This window comes from Streptomyces sp. NPDC043812, assembly GCF_056436245.1.
Map to the genome: position 1 here is coordinate 360,699 of NZ_JBWKCY010000003.1, position 16,202 is coordinate 376,900.

Annotated in this window: 13 protein-coding genes; 11 read left to right on the top strand and 2 right to left on the bottom strand. The window is 69.8% G+C overall.

Features of this window, described 5'->3' with window-relative positions:
• Position 1: 1 nt before the first annotated feature.
• The 9 genes from AC067Z_RS06585 (at position 2) to AC067Z_RS06625 (ending at position 11,318) form a co-directional block, all read left to right on the top strand.
• A complete protein-coding gene (locus AC067Z_RS06585; RefSeq protein WP_478788339.1) occupies positions 2–1,972 on the top strand; it encodes an acetyl/propionyl/methylcrotonyl-CoA carboxylase subunit alpha in 1,971 nt (656 codons plus the stop codon).
• Positions 1,969–2,913, top strand: a complete 945-nt coding sequence (locus AC067Z_RS06590) for a hydroxymethylglutaryl-CoA lyase (RefSeq protein WP_478788340.1) — start codon at positions 1,969–1,971, stop codon at positions 2,911–2,913. The genes AC067Z_RS06585 and AC067Z_RS06590 overlap by 4 nt, the downstream gene beginning before the upstream one ends.
• A gap of 7 nt (positions 2,914–2,920) precedes the next feature.
• On the top strand, positions 2,921–4,081 hold the full coding sequence (locus tag AC067Z_RS06595) for an acyl-CoA dehydrogenase family protein (protein WP_478788341.1): 1,161 nt from the start codon (positions 2,921–2,923) through the stop codon (positions 4,079–4,081).
• A gap of 201 nt (positions 4,082–4,282) precedes the next feature.
• Positions 4,283–5,305 carry an ABC transporter substrate-binding protein gene (locus AC067Z_RS06600; RefSeq protein WP_478788342.1) on the top strand — a complete coding sequence of 341 codons (1,023 nt, stop codon included), beginning with the start codon at positions 4,283–4,285 and terminating at the stop codon, positions 5,303–5,305.
• A 2-nt stretch (positions 5,306–5,307) separates the two neighbouring features.
• Positions 5,308–6,150: a siderophore-interacting protein gene (locus AC067Z_RS06605; RefSeq protein WP_478788343.1), complete on the top strand. Its 843-nt coding sequence runs from the start codon at positions 5,308–5,310 to the stop codon at positions 6,148–6,150.
• Between the two features lie 168 nt (positions 6,151–6,318).
• On the top strand, positions 6,319–7,761 hold the full coding sequence (locus AC067Z_RS06610) for a pyridoxal phosphate-dependent decarboxylase family protein (RefSeq protein WP_478788344.1): 1,443 nt from the start codon (positions 6,319–6,321) through the stop codon (positions 7,759–7,761).
• Complete coding sequence (locus AC067Z_RS06615; protein WP_478788345.1) at positions 7,745–9,004, top strand: lysine N(6)-hydroxylase/L-ornithine N(5)-oxygenase family protein; 1,260 nt, start codon at positions 7,745–7,747, stop codon at positions 9,002–9,004. The genes AC067Z_RS06610 and AC067Z_RS06615 overlap by 17 nt, the downstream gene beginning before the upstream one ends.
• Positions 9,001–9,549, top strand: coding sequence for a GNAT family N-acetyltransferase (locus AC067Z_RS06620; RefSeq protein WP_478788346.1), 549 nt, complete (start codon positions 9,001–9,003; stop codon positions 9,547–9,549). The genes AC067Z_RS06615 and AC067Z_RS06620 overlap by 4 nt, the downstream gene beginning before the upstream one ends.
• Entirely contained in the window at positions 9,546–11,318 is a 1,773-nt protein-coding gene (locus AC067Z_RS06625) for an IucA/IucC family protein (protein WP_478788347.1), read from the top strand. Before AC067Z_RS06620 ends, AC067Z_RS06625 begins: the two co-directional genes overlap by 4 nt.
• Before the next feature lie 48 nt (positions 11,319–11,366).
• Here the strand turns inward: AC067Z_RS06625 and AC067Z_RS06630 are convergent, their stop codons facing one another.
• Entirely contained in the window at positions 11,367–12,998 is a 1,632-nt protein-coding gene (locus AC067Z_RS06630; RefSeq protein WP_478788348.1) for a beta-N-acetylhexosaminidase, read from the bottom strand.
• A gap of 203 nt (positions 12,999–13,201) precedes the next feature.
• On the opposite strand from AC067Z_RS06630, the gene AC067Z_RS06635 reads away from it, so the two are divergent.
• Together AC067Z_RS06635 and glmS are read left to right on the top strand one after the other, a co-directional pair.
• The gene (locus AC067Z_RS06635; protein WP_478788349.1) at positions 13,202–13,480 is read left to right on the top strand and encodes a hypothetical protein; all 279 of its coding nucleotides are present in this window, start codon (positions 13,202–13,204) and stop codon (positions 13,478–13,480) included.
• A 55-nt stretch (positions 13,481–13,535) separates the two neighbouring features.
• Positions 13,536–15,353: a glutamine--fructose-6-phosphate transaminase (isomerizing) gene (gene glmS / locus AC067Z_RS06640; protein ID WP_478788350.1), complete on the top strand. Its 1,818-nt coding sequence runs from the start codon at positions 13,536–13,538 to the stop codon at positions 15,351–15,353.
• A gap of 129 nt (positions 15,354–15,482) precedes the next feature.
• Here glmS and AC067Z_RS06645 read toward each other — a convergent pair whose 3' ends face one another.
• Positions 15,483–16,055, bottom strand: coding sequence for a GPR1/FUN34/YaaH family transporter (locus tag AC067Z_RS06645; RefSeq protein ID WP_478788351.1), 573 nt, complete (start codon positions 16,053–16,055; stop codon positions 15,483–15,485).
• Between the last annotated feature and the right edge of the window lie 147 nt (positions 16,056–16,202).

Consider the following 16,202-nt stretch of genomic DNA (forward strand, 5'->3'; position numbering starts at 1 on the left):
GATGACGATGTTCGACACCGTTCTGGTGGCCAACAGGGGCGAGATCGCCGTACGGGTCATCCGCACCCTGCGGTCCCTCGGCGTGCGCTCCGTGGCCGTCTTCAGCGACGCCGACGCCGGTGCCCGCCATGTGCGCGAGGCGGACACGGCCGTCCGTATCGGTCCGGCGCCGGCCGCCGAGAGCTACCTCTCGATCGACCGGCTGCTGGACGCGGCGACCCGCACCGGCGCCCAGGCCGTCCACCCGGGCTACGGTTTCCTCGCGGAGAACGCGGGCTTCGCCCAGGCATGCGCGGAGGCCGGTCTGGTCTTCATCGGCCCGCCCGCCTCCGCCATCTCCCTCATGGGCGACAAGATCCGCGCCAAGGAGACCGTGCAGGCGGCCGGCGTCCCCGTCGTTCCCGGCTCCTCGGGCAGCGGGCTGACCGACGACGAACTGGCCGATGCCGCCCGGGAGATCGGCATGCCGGTGCTGCTCAAGCCCTCGGCGGGCGGCGGCGGCAAGGGCATGCGCCTCACACGGGTCGAGTCGGCACTGCGGGAGGAGATCGCGGCGGCGCGGCGCGAGGCCCGTGCCTCCTTCGGCGACGACACCCTGCTGGTGGAGCGCTGGATCGACCGCCCGCGCCATATCGAGATCCAGGTACTGGCGGACGGTCACGGCAATGTGGTCCACCTCGGCGAGCGCGAGTGCTCGCTGCAGCGCCGCCATCAGAAGATCATCGAGGAGGCGCCCAGCGTCCTGCTCGACGAGGCGACGCGCGCCGCGATGGGCGAGGCGGCCGTGCAGGCGGCCCGCTCCTGCGGCTACCGCGGCGCGGGCACGGTCGAGTTCATCGTCCCGGGCACCGACCCGTCCGCGTACTACTTCATGGAAATGAACACCCGTCTCCAGGTCGAGCACCCGGTCACCGAGCTGATCACCGGTCTCGACCTGGTGGAGTGGCAGCTGCGGGTGGCGGCCGGTGAACAACTGCCGTTCACCCAGGACGACATCACGCTCACGGGTCACGCGGTCGAGGCACGCGTCTGCGCCGAGGATCCGTCCCGGGGGTTCCTGCCCTCGGGCGGCACGGTCCTGCGGCTCCACGAGCCGCAGGGCGACGGCGTGCGCACCGACTCGGGCCTGACCGAGGGCTCGGAGGTCGGCAGCCTGTACGACCCGATGCTGTCGAAGGTCATCGCGTACGGGCCCGACCGCGCCACTGCTCTGCGCAAGCTGCGCGCCGCGCTCGCGGACACGGTGACGCTGGGCGTCCCGACGAACGCCGGGTTCCTGCGCCGGTTGCTGGCGCACCCGGCCGTCGTGGCGGGCGAGCTGGACACGGGCCTGGTGGAGCGTGAGGCGGACGCGCTGGTCCCGGAGGGTGTGCCGGACGAGGTGTACGAGGCGGCTGCCGCCGTGCGCGCGCAGGCGCTCGTGCCCGGCCCGGGCCAGGGCTGGACCGACCCGTTCTCGGTGCCCAGCGGCTGGCGGATGGGAGGCCGGCCGGCCCCGCTCGCCTTCCCGTTGCGTGTTCCGGGACAGGAACCGGTCACCCACACCGTGCCCGCACAGGCGGCGCCCCGGGTCGAGGAGCACGCGGTCGCCGTCGAGGTGAACGGCGTCACGCACACCTTCCACCGGGCCGGCGACTGGCTCGGGCGCGACGGCGACTCCTGGCACGTCATGGACCACGACCCGGTCGAGGCGGCCCTCAGCGGCGCCGCGCACAGCGGTGCCGACACGCTGGCCGCCCCGATGCCGGGCACCGTCACCGTCGTCAAGGTGGCCGTCGGCGACACCGTGGAGGCCGGGCAGAGCCTGCTGGTCGTGGAGGCGATGAAGATGGAGCACGTCATCTCCGCCCCGCACGCCGGGACCGTCACCGAGCTCGATGTGACCGCGGGCTCGACCGTTGCGATGGATCAGGTGCTCGCGGTGGTCACCCCTGACGAGCCGGCCGAGACGGGCGAGGGGGACCGGGCATGACCGGCACCGAAGGACTGCCCATGGTCGTGCGGGCTCCGGGCCTCCCCCCGCGGGTGCGCATCCATGAGGTGGGCCCCCGCGACGGCCTGCAGAACGAGAAGTCGGCGGTGTCGACGGACGTCAAGGCCGAGTTCATCCGCAGGCTGGCCGGCTCAGGGCTCACCACCGTGGAGGCAACCAGCTTCGTCCACCCCAAGTGGGTGCCCCAACTGGCGGATGCCGAGCGGCTGTTCCCCCTGGTCAGCAGTCTCGCCGGGGTGCGTCTGCCGGTCCTGGTGCCCAACGACCGCGGTCTCGACCGGGCGCTGGGCCTCGGCGCCCGTGAGATCGCCGTGTTCGCCAGCGCCACGGAGTCGTTCGCCAAGGCCAATCTCAACCGCACGGTGGACGAGGCGCTCGCCATGTTCGAGCCGGTCGTCACCCGGGCCGTCGAGCACGGACTGCGGGTGCGCGGCTATCTGTCGATGTGCTTCGGCGACCCGTGGGAGGGGGCCGTCCCTGTCGGGCAGGTCGTGAACGTGTGCCGGCGACTGATCGACATGGGCTGCGACGAGCTGAGCCTCGGCGACACGATCGGCGTGGCCACGGCCGGACATGTGGGAGCCCTGCTCACCGCGCTGAACGACGCCGGGGTGGCCACCGGAAAGCTCGCGGTCCACTTCCACGACACCTACGGCCAGGCGCTCGCCAACACCCTCGCCGCGCTCCAGCACGGCGTGACCACTGTGGACGCCTCCGCGGGCGGCCTCGGCGGCTGCCCGTACGCCAAGAGCGCCACCGGAAACCTCGCCACCGAAGACCTCGTGTGGATGCTCGACGGCCTCGGTGTGGAAACCGGGGTCGATCTCGGCCGGCTCACCGCCACCAGCGTGTGGATGGCCGAACAACTGGGCCGTCCCAGCCCGTCCCGTACCGTCCGTGCCCTCTCCCACAAGGAGTGACGTCCCGATGTCCCTGGATCACCGGCTCTCCGCCGAACACGAGGAACTCCGCCGTACGGTCGAGCAGTTCGCCCATGATGTGATCGCGCCGAAGATCGGCGACTTCTACGAGCGCCACGAGTTCCCCTACGAGATCGTCCGCGAGATGGGCCGCATGGGCCTGTTCGGTCTGCCGTTCCCCGAGGAGTACGGCGGCATGGGCGGCGACTATCTCGCCCTCGGCATCGCCCTGGAGGAGCTGGCACGTGTCGACTCGTCCGTGGCGATCACTCTGGAGGCGGGCGTCTCCCTGGGCGCCATGCCCGTCTATCGCTTCGGCACCGAGGAGCAGAAGCGGGAGTGGCTGCCGCGGCTGTGCTCGGGCGAACTGCTGGGCGCCTTCGGTCTGACCGAGCCGGGCGCGGGCTCCGACGCGGGCGGCACGAGGACGACGGCCGTCCGGGACGGCGACGAGTGGGTCATCAACGGCTCGAAGTGCTTCATCACCAACTCGGGCACGGACATCACCGGCCTGGTCACGGTCACCGCGGTCACGGGCCGCAAGGCCGACGGCCGCCCGGAGATCTCCTCGATCATCGTCCCGTCCGGGACGCCGGGATTCACGGTGGCCGCCCCGTACTCCAAGGTGGGGTGGAACGCCTCGGACACCCGCGAGCTGTCCTTCGCCGACGTCCGCGTACCGGTCGCGAACCTGCTGGGCGAGGAGGGCCGTGGCTACGCCCAGTTCCTGCGGATCCTCGACGAGGGCCGGATCGCGATCTCGGCGCTGGCGACCGGACTTGCCCAGGGCTGTGTGGACGAGTCCGTGAAGTACGCCCACGAGCGGCACGCGTTCGGGCGGCCGATCGGTGACAACCAGGCCATCCAGTTCAAGATCGCGGACATGGAGATGCGGGCGCACATGGCGCGCGTCGGCTGGCGTGACGCGGCGTCCCGGCTGGTGCTGGGCGAGCCGTTCAAGAAGGAGGCCGCGCTCGCGAAGCTGTACTCCTCGACGGTGGCCGTGGACAACGCCCGGGAGGCGACGCAGATCCACGGCGGCTACGGCTTCATGAACGAGTACCCCGTGGCCCGAATGTGGCGCGACTCCAAGATCCTGGAGATCGGCGAAGGCACGAGCGAGGTCCAAAGGATGCTGGTCGCCCGGGAGTTGGGCCTCACCGGCTGACCCTCCCGCCGGACCGGGCCCGGTGCGCGCGACCTGCCGAGAGGCGGGTCGCGCGCACCCGTACGTCCGCCGCGTGTCCAAGATCACGTCCTGCCGGACACCATTGCGGCAGGCCGCCTCTGGACAACTTCTGAGGTTAGGCTAACCTACCTTCGAACCTGGCCAGTGGCCGAATCGGCACGTACGGAAGCGGACATCATCATGCCCAACGCCCGAGCTACCCACCTCACTCGCCGCGGCCTCATCGCCGCCGGCGGCGCCCTCGGGCTCGGCGTCGCACTCGCCGCCTGCGGCAAGGACGACGCCAAGGACTCGGGCAAGGACACCGCGAAGTCGGGACCGTGGTCCTTCACGGACGACCGCGGCACCAAGGTGGAACTGAAGTCCGCGCCGAAGAACATCGTCGCCTTCACCGGCACGGCCGCCGCCCTCCACGACTACGGCGTCAAGGTCAAGGGCGTCTTCGGTCCGACCAAGACCCCGGACGGGAAGCCCGACGTCCAGGCCGGCGACCTCGACGTGAACAAGGTCGAGATCATCGGCAACGTCTACGGCGAGTTCAAGATCGAGAAGTACGCGGCGCTCGGCCCCGAGCTGCTCATCACCAACATGTGGGCCAAGGACGACCCGTGGTACGTCCCGCCGCAGTCCAAGGACAAGATCATGAAGGTCGCGCCCAGCGTGCTGCTGTGGGCGGCCGAGACCACGATGGCCAAGGCGCTGCAGCGACACGCGGAGCTGGCGGAGTCCCTCGGCGGCGACCTGAAGTCCAAGAAGGCCACGGACGCCAAGGCCCGCTTCGAGAAGGCCGCCGAGCGGCTGCGCCAGGCCGCCAAGTCCAAGCCGGAGATCAAGGTGCTCATCGGCTCCGGCAGCCAGGACCTCTTCTACGTCTCGGTCCCGAAGATGTCCGCGGACACGCTCTACTTCCAGGAGCTGGGCGTGAAGTTCGTCGAGCCGAAGCCGAACGCCCAGGGCTTCTTCGAGGAGCTCAGCTGGGAGAACGCCGGCAAGTACGACGCCGACATCATCATCCTGGACAACCGCACCGGCACCCTGCAGGCCGACGCCCTGAAGGCCAAGCCGACCTGGGCGAAGCTCCCCGCCGTCAAGGCCGGGCAGGTCTTCCCGCGCGTCACCGAGCCGATCTACTCGTACGACAAGTGCGCGCCGATCCTCGAGGACCTGGCCAAGGCCATCGAGAACGCCAAGAAGGCCGCCTGACGATGACGACACAGGCCGAGCCCGCCCCGTTCCGTTTCTTCGACCTCCAGGTCGCCCGGACGAGGCGGCTCGGCCCGTCGCTCGTGCGGGTCACCTTCACCGGGGTCGACGGCAGCCTCGACGGCTTCGCGGCCGGCGGCCGCGACCAGTCGCTCTCGCTCTTCCTTCCGCACCCGGGCCAGGACGCTCCCGTCCTGCCCCTGGACGCGGGCGACATGTACGCGATCCTCGGCGCGTGGCGTGCGCTGCCCGACGACGTACGGGCCGTGATGCGTTCGTACACCGTGCGGGAGCAGCGCACGGAGGACGGCGAGGTCGACATCGACTTCGCCGTGCACGAGGACGGCGGACCTGCGTGCCGCTGGGCGCTCGCCGCCGAGCCGGGCCGCCGCGTGACGGTGCTCGGTCCGGCCGTCGCCGACAACACCGGGGTGCGCTGCCGGCCGCCCGAGGACACCGACTGGGTGCTGATCTGGGCGGACGACACCGCGCTGCCGGCCGCGTCGGCGATCCTGGAGTGGCTGCCGAAGGGCACACGGGCCAAGGTGTGGCTGGAGGTTCCCCACGCGGGCGACCGGCTGCCCCTGAGCACGGACGCGGACGCGGAGATCACCTGGCTGGTGCGGGACGAGAACGCCCCGTCCGCGCTGGAGGCAGTGGCCGCCGCCGAGTTGCCCGAAGGTACGCCGTACGCATGGATCGCGGGCGAGTCGGGCAGCGTCAAGGCGCTGCGCCGGCATCTGGTGAACGACCGCGGGATCGACCGCCGCAGGGTCACGTTCGTCGGCTACTGGAAGCGGGGGCTGAGTGAGGACGGTCTGCGCGAGCAGCCCGAGTCCGACTGACCCGCAGGCGGGCGCCGGCCCGTGTGAACAACAGCACACGTCGCACCCCGGGAGGGGCGAGGTTCAAGGTCAAAGTTAGGTTAGGCTAACCTTACTAAGACGTCGTTCCTCGCCTCTTCCCTGTCCCCTGAGGAAGCGACCAAGTCCCCGCCCCCGGGAGGACATTGCATGCGCGCGCATCTGCTGAACGACACGACGGCCGAGCTCTACCGGCGCTCCGTGACCGAAGGAGTCGAGCGGATGGCGAACCGACTCGCCACCACCCGGCGGCCGTTCACGGGAATCACCCCCGACCAGCTGGCACCGGTGATCTCCGCGGTCGACCTCGACCGGCCGCTCGGCGATGCCTCGGCCGCCCTCGACGAGTTGGAGGACGTGTACCTGCGCGACGCGGTCTACTTCCACAGCCCGCGCTACCTCGCCCATCTCAACTGCCCGGTCGTCATACCCGCCGTACTCGGCGAAGCGGTCCTGTCCGCGGTCAACTCCTCGCTGGACACCTGGGACCAGAGCGCGGGCGGCACGCTCATCGAGCGCAAGCTGATCGACTGGACCACGCAGCGGATCGGCCTCGGCCCGGCCGCCGACGGCGTGTTCACCTCCGGGGGCACACAGTCCAACCTCCAGGCGCTGCTGCTCGCCCGCCAGGAGGCCAAGACGACCGACCTGGCGAAGCTGCGCATCTTCACCTCCGAGTGCAGCCACTTCAGCGTCCAGAAGTCCGCCACGCTGCTCGGTCTCGGCCCCGACGCGGTCGTCTCGATCCCCGTCGACCGCACCAAGCGCATGCAGACCGTGGCGCTGGAGACGGAGCTGATGGGCTGCGTCAGCGAGGGCCTGGTCCCCATGGCGATCGTCGCGACCGCCGGCACCACCGACTTCGGCTCCATCGACCCGATGCCCGAGATCGCGAAACTGGCGGAGCAGTACGGCACCTGGATGCACGTGGACGCCGCGTACGGCTGCGGGCTGCTCGCCTCCCCCACCCGCCGTCACCTCCTCGAAGGCATCGAGCACGCGGACTCCGTCACGGTCGACTACCACAAGTCCTTCTTCCAGCCGGTGAGTTCGTCCGCCGTGCTGGTGCGTGACGCGGCCACCCTCCGCCACGCCACCTACCACGCGGACTACCTCAACCCCCGGCGCACGATCGAGGAGAGGATCCCCAACCAGGTCGACAAGTCCCTGCAGACCACCCGCCGCTTCGACGCGCTCAAGCTGTGGATGACGCTGCGGGTGATGGGCGCCGACGGCATCGGGCAGCTCTTCGACGAGGTGTGCGACCTCGCCTCGGCCGGCTGGGAACTGCTCGCCGCCGACCCGCGCTACGACGTGGTCGTGCAGCCGCAGCTCTCCACCCTCGTCTACCGCTACATCCCGGAGTCCGTCACCAGCCCCGCGCTCATCGACCGGGCCAACCTGCACGCCCGCAAGGCACTGTTCGCCTCCGGCGAGGCCGTGGTCGCGGGCACGAAGGTCGCCGGACGCCAGTACCTGAAGTTCACCCTGCTCAACCCCGAGACGACGACGGACGACATCGCCGCCGTACTCGACCTGATCGCCGGCCACGCCGAGAAGTTCCTTGGAGAGAACCTTGTCCACGCCTCTTGATTTCATCGGTATCGGACTGGGTCCGTTCAACCTCGGCCTCGCCTGCCTGACCGATCCGATCGACGAGCTCGACGGGCTGTTCCTCGAGTCCAAGCCTGACTTCGAGTGGCACTCGGGCATGTTCCTCGACGGCGCGCACCTGCAGACGCCGTTCATGTCCGACCTGGTCACCCTGGCCGACCCCACCTCGCCGTACTCCTTCCTCAACTACCTGAAGGAGAAGGGCCGGCTGTACTCGTTCTACATCCGCGAGAACTTCTATCCGCTGCGGACCGAGTACAACGACTACTGCCGCTGGGCCGCCGCCAAGCTGCGCAGCGTCCGCTTCAACACCACCGTCACCTCGGTGTCGTACGACGAAGAGGGCGAGGTGTACGTGGTGCGCACCGCCGACGACGTATTCACGGCCCGCCGCATCGTGCTCGGCACCGGCACCCCGCCGTACCTCCCCGAGTCCTGCCGGGACCTCGGCGGCGACCTGCTGCACAACTCGCGGTACATGGAGCACAAGGAGGCGCTGCAGAAGAAAGAGTCGATCACCCTCGTCGGCAGCGGCCAGAGCGCGGCGGAGATCTACTACGACCTGCTCTCCGAGATCGACGTCCACGGCTACCGCCTGAACTGGGTCACCCGCTCCCCGCGCTTCTTCCCGCTGGAGTACACCAAACTCACGCTCGAGATGACGTCCCCGGAGTACATCGACTACTTCCACGCGCTGCCGGAGGCGACCCGCTACAGACTCGAGTCCCAGCAGAAGGGCCTGTTCAAGGGCATCGACTCGGAGCTGATCGACGCGATCTTCGATCTGCTCTACCAGAAGAACCTGGCCGGCCCGGTCCCCACCCGTCTGCTCAGCAACTCCGCGCTGCACACGGCGTCGTACGAGAACGGTACGTACACGCTGGGCCTGCGCCAGGAGGAGCAGGGCAAGGACTACGAGCTGCACACCGAGGGTCTGATCCTCGCCACCGGCTACAAGTACGTCACCCCGGACTTCCTCAAGCCGGTCGCCGACCGGATCCGCCTCGACGGCCACGGCCGCTTCGACGTCGCCCGCAACTACTCGATCGACACCGCGGGCCGGGAGATCTTCCTGCAGAACGCGGGCGTCCACACGCACTCGATCACCTCGCCCGACCTGGGCATGGGCGCCTACCGCAACGCCTACATCATCGGCGAGCTGCTGGGCAGCGAGTACTACGCCGTAGAGAAGTCCATCGCGTTCCAGGAGTTTTCCGTATGAGCACCACCTCCGTCGGCACCCTCACCGTCCGGCCGCTCGACCCCCTCGGGGACGCCGGGCTGCTGCACGGCTGGGTCACCCACCCCAAGGCCGCCTTCTGGATGATGCAGGACGCCAGACTCGAGGACGTCGAGCGCGAGTACATGCGCATAGCGGCGCACGAGCACCACCACGCGTTCATCGGACTCCGCGACGGCGAGCCCGCGTTCCTGATGGAGAGCTACGACCCCCGGTACGTGGAGCTGGTGGGGCTCTACGAACCCGAACCCGGCGACGTCGGCATGCACTTCCTCGTCGCGCCGACCGACACCCCGGTGCACGGCTTCACCCGCGCCGTCATCACCGCCGTGATGCGGGAGCTGTTCGCCGACCCGGCCACGGAGCGGGTCGTCGTCGAGCCCGACGTCGGCAACACGGCCGTGCACGCGCTCAACGAGGCCGTCGGATTCGTCCCGGTCGAGAAGATCGTCAAGCCGGAGAAGGAAGCACTGCTGAGCTTCTGCACCCGCGCACAGTTCCTCGCCGCCACGGAGGGCACCGCATGAACCCCGTCGCCCACCTCACCCCCGACCGCTGGGCCCTCGCCAACCGGCTCCTGGTGCGCAAGGCGCTCGCCGAGTTCACGCACGAGCGGCTGCTGACCCCCGAGGCGCTCGGGGACGGCCGTTACCTCGTCCTGAGCGACGACGCCGCGACCGAGTACCGCTTCACCGCCGACCGGTTCGCCCTCGACCACTGGCAGGTGTACGCCGATTCGCTCACCCGCCATCGTGACGGCGAGCAACTGCCGCTGGACGCCCTGCAGTTCATCATCGAGATGCGCGGCTCACTCGGGCTGAGCGACGCGATCCTGCCGGTGTATCTGGAGGAGATCTCCTCCACCCTGTCCGGCACGGCCTACAAGTCGGCCAAACCGCAGATCCCGGCGGCCGAGCTCGCGAAGGCGGACTTCCAGGCGATCGAGACCGGCATGACCGAGGGCCACCCCTGCTTCGTCGCCAACAACGGCCGGCTCGGCTTCGGTATCGACGAGTACCACGCGTACGCCCCCGAGGCGGCGACCGGCATCCATCTGGTGTGGCTGGCCGCCCGCCGCGACCGCACCACGTTCACGGCGGGCGCGGACATCGAGTACGAGACGTTCATACGCGCCGAACTGGGCGACGCGGCGGTCGACGGCTTCGCCAAGATCCTCGCCGACCGCGGCCTGGACCTCGCCGACTATCTGCTGATGCCCGCCCACCCCTGGCAGTGGTGGAACAAACTGTCGGTCACCTTCGCCGCCGAGATCGCCCAGGAGCGCCTGGTGTTCCTCGGCACGGGCGACGACACCTACCTCGCGCAGCAGTCGATCCGGACCTTCTTCAACACCGCCGACCCGGCCAAGCACTATGTGAAGACGGCGATGTCCGTCCTCAACATGGGCTTCATGCGCGGCCTGTCCGCCGCGTACATGGAGGCGACCCCGGCCATCAACGACTGGCTGGCGAACCTGATCGACGGCGACGACGTGCTGAAGGCGGCCCGCTTCTCGATCATCCGCGAACGTGCGGCGGTCGGCTACCGGCACCTCGAGTACGAGGCCGCGACCGACCGGTACTCCCCGTACCGCAAGATGCTCGCCGCCCTGTGGCGGGAGAGCCCGGTGCCCACGCTGGAGGAGGGGCAGCGGCTCGCCACCATGGCCTCGCTGCTGCACGTCGACCACGAGGGCGCGTCGTTCGCGGGCGCGCTCGTCGCCGAGTCGGGCCTCGCACCCGCCGTCTGGCTGCGCCGCTACCTCGACGCCTATCTGCTGCCGGTGCTGCACAGCTTCTACGCGTACGACCTGGTCTTCATGCCGCACGGCGAGAACGTCGTCCTCGTCCTCGGCGAGAACGGCGCGGTCGAGCGGGCGATCTTCAAGGACATCGCCGAGGAGATCGCGGTCATGGACGTCGACGCGGTCCTGCCGCCGACCGTCGAGCGCATCCGGGTGGAGGTGCCCGAGGACACGAAGATCCTTTCCATCTTCACGGACGTCTTCGACTGCTTCCTGCGGTTCCTGGGCGCGACCCTCGCCGCCGAGGGCGTGCTGGACGAGGACGACTTCTGGCGCACGGTCGCCGAGTGCGTGCACGCCTACCAGGAGTCGGTGCCGGAACTGGCGGACAAGTTCGCCCAGTACGACATGTTCGCGGACGAGTTCACGCTGTCGTGCCTGAACCGGCTCCAGCTGCGCAACAACGAGCAGATGGTGGACCTGGCGGACCCGTCCGGGGCGCTGCAGTTCGTCGGCACCCTGAAGAACCCGATCGCGCGGTTCGCCCACTGAGCAGGCGGGCGCCCGGGACACGGTCCCTCCCGGGCGCCCGTCTTCAGGTCACTGCTCCGCCGACGGCCAGGGAACCTGCGACGGGCGGTAGAAGTCGATACCGAGCGCCTCCATCCGCGGCCCCTGCGCCGCGAGCCGGACCTTGTAGTCGTTCCAGTCGTGCGTGTCCGCCGGGGACCAGCCGAGCTCGGCGACGCCGGGCAGCCGCGGGAACGCCATGTGGTCGATGTGCGCGTCCGTGGAGATCGTCTCCGTCCACAGCGGCGCCTCGACCCCCGCGATCGCGTCCGCGGGCACGCCCGGCAGATAGCTGCCCGGGTCCCAGTCGTAGGAGCGCTGCACCTCGACATAGCCGGCCCAGGCCAGACCCAGCACGGTGTCCTTGTTGTACTTCATGTCGAGGTAGACCCGGTCGGCGGGCGACAGGACCAGCCGGGTGCCGTTCTGCGCGGCCTTCGTGACCTGCTCCTTCTCCGCCTGACTGGTGCTGTCGAGTCCCCAGTACTGGGCGATCGCGCCCTTGGCCGGGGTGGCACCGGTCAGCTGGTGCCAGCCGACCACGGACTTGCCGTACTCGGCGACGACCGGCTGCACCCGGTCCATGAACGCCACATAGTCCTCATGGCTGGTGGAGTGCGCCTCGTCGCCGCCGATGTGGAGGTACTTGCCGGGGGTGAGCGCGGCGAGCTCGCGGATCACGTCGTCCACGAAGTCGTACGTCACCTCCTTGGGCACGCACAGGGAGCTGAAGCCGACGGAGGTGCCCGTGTAGAGCGGAGGGGCGACGCCGTCGCAGTTCAGCTCGGCGTACGAGGCGAGAGCCGCGTTGGTGTGGCCGGGCATGTCGATCTCCGGGACGACCTCCACATGGTGGTCGGCCGCGTAGCGGAGGATGTCCTTGTACTGCGCCTTGGTGTAGTGGCCGCCCGGTCCGCCGCCGACCTGCGTGGAGCCGCCGTAGGTCGCGAGCCGCGGCCAGGAGTCGATGGCGATGCGCCAGCCCTGGTCGTCGGAGAGATGCAGATGCAGCTTGTTGATCTTGTAGAGGGAGATGTTGTCGATGTAGCGCTTGACCTGGCCGACGGTCAGGAAGTGGCGCGAGACGTCGAGCATGGTGCCGCGGTGCGCGTAGCGCGGGGTGTCCGTGATCGTGCCGCCCGCGACCTTCCAGGGGCCGGGCTGGCGGCTGTCCTTCTCCACGCGGGACGGCAGCAGCTGGCGGAGCGTCTGCACACCGTGGAAGAGACCGGCGGCCCGCCGCGCGGTGATGGTCAGCCCGCCGCGGGAGGACTCCAGCCGGTAGCCCTCGTCACCCAGGGCACGCTCGTCGCCCTCCAGCCGCAGCCGGATGGCACCGGCCGGCCCACGGGCCGTGACGGGCAGTGCGTAGCCGGTGGAGGGGCGGAGCACCCGGGCGAGCTGCTCGCCGACGGCCCGCGCCTCGCGGGAGCCGTCGGTACGGATAGAGGTCGTCGGCGTGAGGGTGAAGGGCGAGCCGCCGGGCCGTACGGAGGCGGGCACGGGGACGATCTGCCCCAGGGGCCGGACCGCCGGCTCGGGGGCGGGCGCTGCCCCGGCGGGGGCGGCCGCGAGGCCGGAGGCCGAGGCGCCGGACAAAGTGGCCGCCGCCAGGAGCAACAACGATCCGAGCAGTCGGGGAATCGGTGCGGGCTGACTCACAGGGGGTCCCTTCGCCGGGGTCTCGTCCGCGCGCTGAGCATCCGTGCCGTCACCATGCGTACCGCGCGCCCCAACCGCGGTCAAGGTGTAGACCACTCCCCTGTTTCCCGGCGAGGACGCGCGCCGGCCAGTGTGACCGATGTCCTGCCCGGAATCGGGCAGGATTCTTGCAAAGCCGGGAGGTCGCCCTCCAGTATCTACTGGTGCTCGGACAACGCCCGTCGTCACACGACGACCTCGTGGACCATCTGGTGCGCAGCACCGCGCTCCAGCGCGGTGAAGCGGCCCGGGTGGTGCTGGACGTTCTGGCGTACTTCGACGAGACGACCGAGGAGTACGTCCGGCGCCGCCATCGCGAGCTGCAGTCCGGCGGTGCGGTGAACGCCACGATCTTCGAGCGGATCGCGGCCGAGTTGCCGCACCGCGCCGTTGCACCGCCGGAGCTCTCGCTCCGCCAGCTGCGCCGGATCGTCTACGGCTGACCAGCCGGCCGTCGGGACCGAGCACACACCTGAACTACGGAGGGGCAGAGACTTTATGTGCGGAATTGTCGGATACATCGGCAAGCGTGATGTGGCTCCGCTGCTGCTGGAAGGCCTGCAGCGGTTGGAGTACCGGGGTTACGACTCGGCGGGCGTGGTGATCAACAGCCCCAAGTCGGCCGCCCTGAAGATGGTCAAGGCCAAGGGCCGTGTCCGCGAGCTGGAGGCCCGCGTCCCCAAGCGCTTCGCCGGCACCACCGGCATCGCCCACACCCGCTGGGCCACCCACGGCGCCCCGAGCGACGAGAACGCCCATCCGCACCTGTCCCCCGACAACCAGGTCGCCGTCGTCCACAACGGCATCATCGACAACGCCTCCGAGCTGCGCGCCAAGCTCGAGGCCGACGGCGTCGTCTTCGCCTCCGAGACCGACACCGAGGTGCTCACCCACCTCGTCGCCCGCTCCCAGGCCGAGAGCCTGGAGGAGAAGGTCCGCCAGGCGCTCAAGCTGATCGAGGGCACGTACGGCATCGCCGTCATGCACGCCGACTTCCCCGACCGCATCGTTGTGGCCCGCAACGGCTCCCCCGTCGTCCTCGGCATCGGCGAGAAGGAGATGTTCGTCGCCTCCGACGTCGCCGCGCTGGTCACCCACACCCGCCAGGTCGTCACCCTCGACGACGGCGAGATGGCCACCCTCAAGGCCGACGACTTCCGCACGTACACCACCGAGGGCTCGACCACGACGGCGACGCCGACCACCGTGGAGTGGGAGGCCGAGTCGTACGACATGGGCGGCCACGACACGTACATGCACAAGGAGATCAGCGAGCAGCCCGACGCGGTCGACCGTGTGCTGCGCGGCCGGATCGACGACCGGTTCAACACCGTGCACCTGGGCGGACTGAACCTGGACGCCCGCGAGGCGCGTGGCATCCGCCGCGTGAAGATCCTCGGCTGCGGCACCTCGTACCACGCGGGTCTGATCGGCGCAGGGCTCATCGAGTCCCTGGCCCGCATCCCCGCGGACGCAGAGCCGGCCTCCGAGTTCCGCTACCGCAACCCGGTCGTCGACCCGGACACCCTCTACATCGCCGTCTCGCAGTCCGGTGAGACCTACGACGTGCTCGCCGCCGTCCAGGAGCTCAAGCGCAAGGGCGGCCGTGTCCTCGGCGTCGTCAACGTCGTCGGCTCGGCGATCGCCCGCGAGGCGGACGGCGGCACCTACGTCCACGCCGGCCCCGAGGTCTGCGTCGTCTCCACGAAGTGCTTCACCAACACGGTCGTCGCCTTCGCACTGATCGCCCTGCACCTGGGCCGCATCCGCGACCTGTCCGTCGCCGAGGGCAAGCGGATCATCGAGGGCCTGCGCAAGCTGCCCGCGCAGATCAGCGAGATCCTCGAGTCCGAGGGCGAGATCAAGAAGCTGGCCGAGCAGTACGCGGACGCCAAGTCGATGATGTTCATCGGCCGGGTGCGCGGCTACCCGGTGGCGCTGGAGGCCTCCCTGAAGCTCAAGGAGATCTCCTACATCCACGCCGAGGCCTACCCGGCCTCCGAGCTGAAGCACGGCCCGCTCGCGCTGATCGAGCCCGCACTGCCGACGGTGGCGATCGTCCCCGACGACGAGCTGCTGGAGAAGAACCGCGCCGCGCTGGAGGAGATCAAGGCCCGCTCCGGCCGGATACTCGCCGTCGCCCACCGCGAGCAGGAGAAGGCCGACCACACCATCGTGGTGCCGAAGAACGAGGACGAGCTGGACCCGATCCTGATGGGCATCCCGCTGCAACTCCTCGCCTACCACACGGCGTTGGCGCTCGGCCGGGACATCGACAAGCCGCGCAACCTCGCCAAGTCGGTCACGGTGGAGTAGCAGCCCGCCGCTGCCGCGACACGAGAACGCCCCCTGTGCGTGCCACCAGCACACAGGGGGCGTTCCTTTTGCCGGCCGGCGCGCAACCCTTCGCGCCGGCCTCCAGAGCTGCCGTCAGGCCCGCGGGCCTCAACCGGTGGCCGTCACCCCCCGGCCGGCAGCGCGCCCGGAGAACGTGGGCCACTTGGCGAGTGCCGCCGTCGCGCCGTACCAGGCGACCAGTCCGGCGACCGCGCCGACCCAGCCGCCCGCCTTGGCGAGCCCGTCGTTGCCGGCGAAGGCGGCTATGCCGCCGAGGAGCAGCGACAGGCACAGCAGCCCGTACACGCCCTGGCCCAACACGCCGCTGCCGGAGGCGGCGGCCGTCAGCGTCAGCGCGAGCAGCGCCCACAGCAGCAGGAACAGGCCCGAGGCCTCGGCCGACACCTCGGTGCCGACACCCGTGCCCCAGGTGAACCAGAACGCGCCGAGACCGGCGAACGCGGTGCCCGTGCCGCCGTTGCCCGCGCGGAACTCGAGCAGTCCGAGGACGAAGAGCGCGACCCCGCCCACCCAGGTCGCGAGAGCCGCGGCGTCCGCCGCGGCGACATTGTCGATCACTCCCGTGCTGCCGACGCCGAACGCCAACAGCGTCAGCCCGAGGGCGAGATGACCGAGGGTCGACGTAGAACCAGCGCTTCCCGCAGAGACTCCGTTGTCCACGGCGGGCTCCCTTCCTGTCTGTGCAGTTGTCCTGCTCCGTGCTGCAATCCCAGCGACCGTTATGTACCCTTCACAAGCGCACAATCCACCTGCTACGGGTGGGTAGATTTCCGTACGTGCACGGCGAGTTGACGCTGCCTCATCTGC

Coding starts and splice junctions, on each gene's coding strand:
- AC067Z_RS06600 (WP_478788342.1), top strand. CDS start 4,283: ATGCCCAACGCCCGAGCTACCCACCTCACTCGCCGCGGCCTCATCGCC.
- glmS (WP_478788350.1), top strand. CDS start 13,536: ATGTGCGGAATTGTCGGATACATCGGCAAGCGTGATGTGGCTCCGCTG.
- AC067Z_RS06590 (WP_478788340.1), top strand. CDS start 1,969: ATGACCGGCACCGAAGGACTGCCCATGGTCGTGCGGGCTCCGGGCCTC.
- AC067Z_RS06605 (WP_478788343.1), top strand. CDS start 5,308: ATGACGACACAGGCCGAGCCCGCCCCGTTCCGTTTCTTCGACCTCCAG.
- AC067Z_RS06610 (WP_478788344.1), top strand. CDS start 6,319: ATGCGCGCGCATCTGCTGAACGACACGACGGCCGAGCTCTACCGGCGC.
- AC067Z_RS06595 (WP_478788341.1), top strand. CDS start 2,921: ATGTCCCTGGATCACCGGCTCTCCGCCGAACACGAGGAACTCCGCCGT.
- AC067Z_RS06585 (WP_478788339.1), top strand. CDS start 2: ATGACGATGTTCGACACCGTTCTGGTGGCCAACAGGGGCGAGATCGCC.
- AC067Z_RS06620 (WP_478788346.1), top strand. CDS start 9,001: ATGAGCACCACCTCCGTCGGCACCCTCACCGTCCGGCCGCTCGACCCC.
- AC067Z_RS06625 (WP_478788347.1), top strand. CDS start 9,546: ATGAACCCCGTCGCCCACCTCACCCCCGACCGCTGGGCCCTCGCCAAC.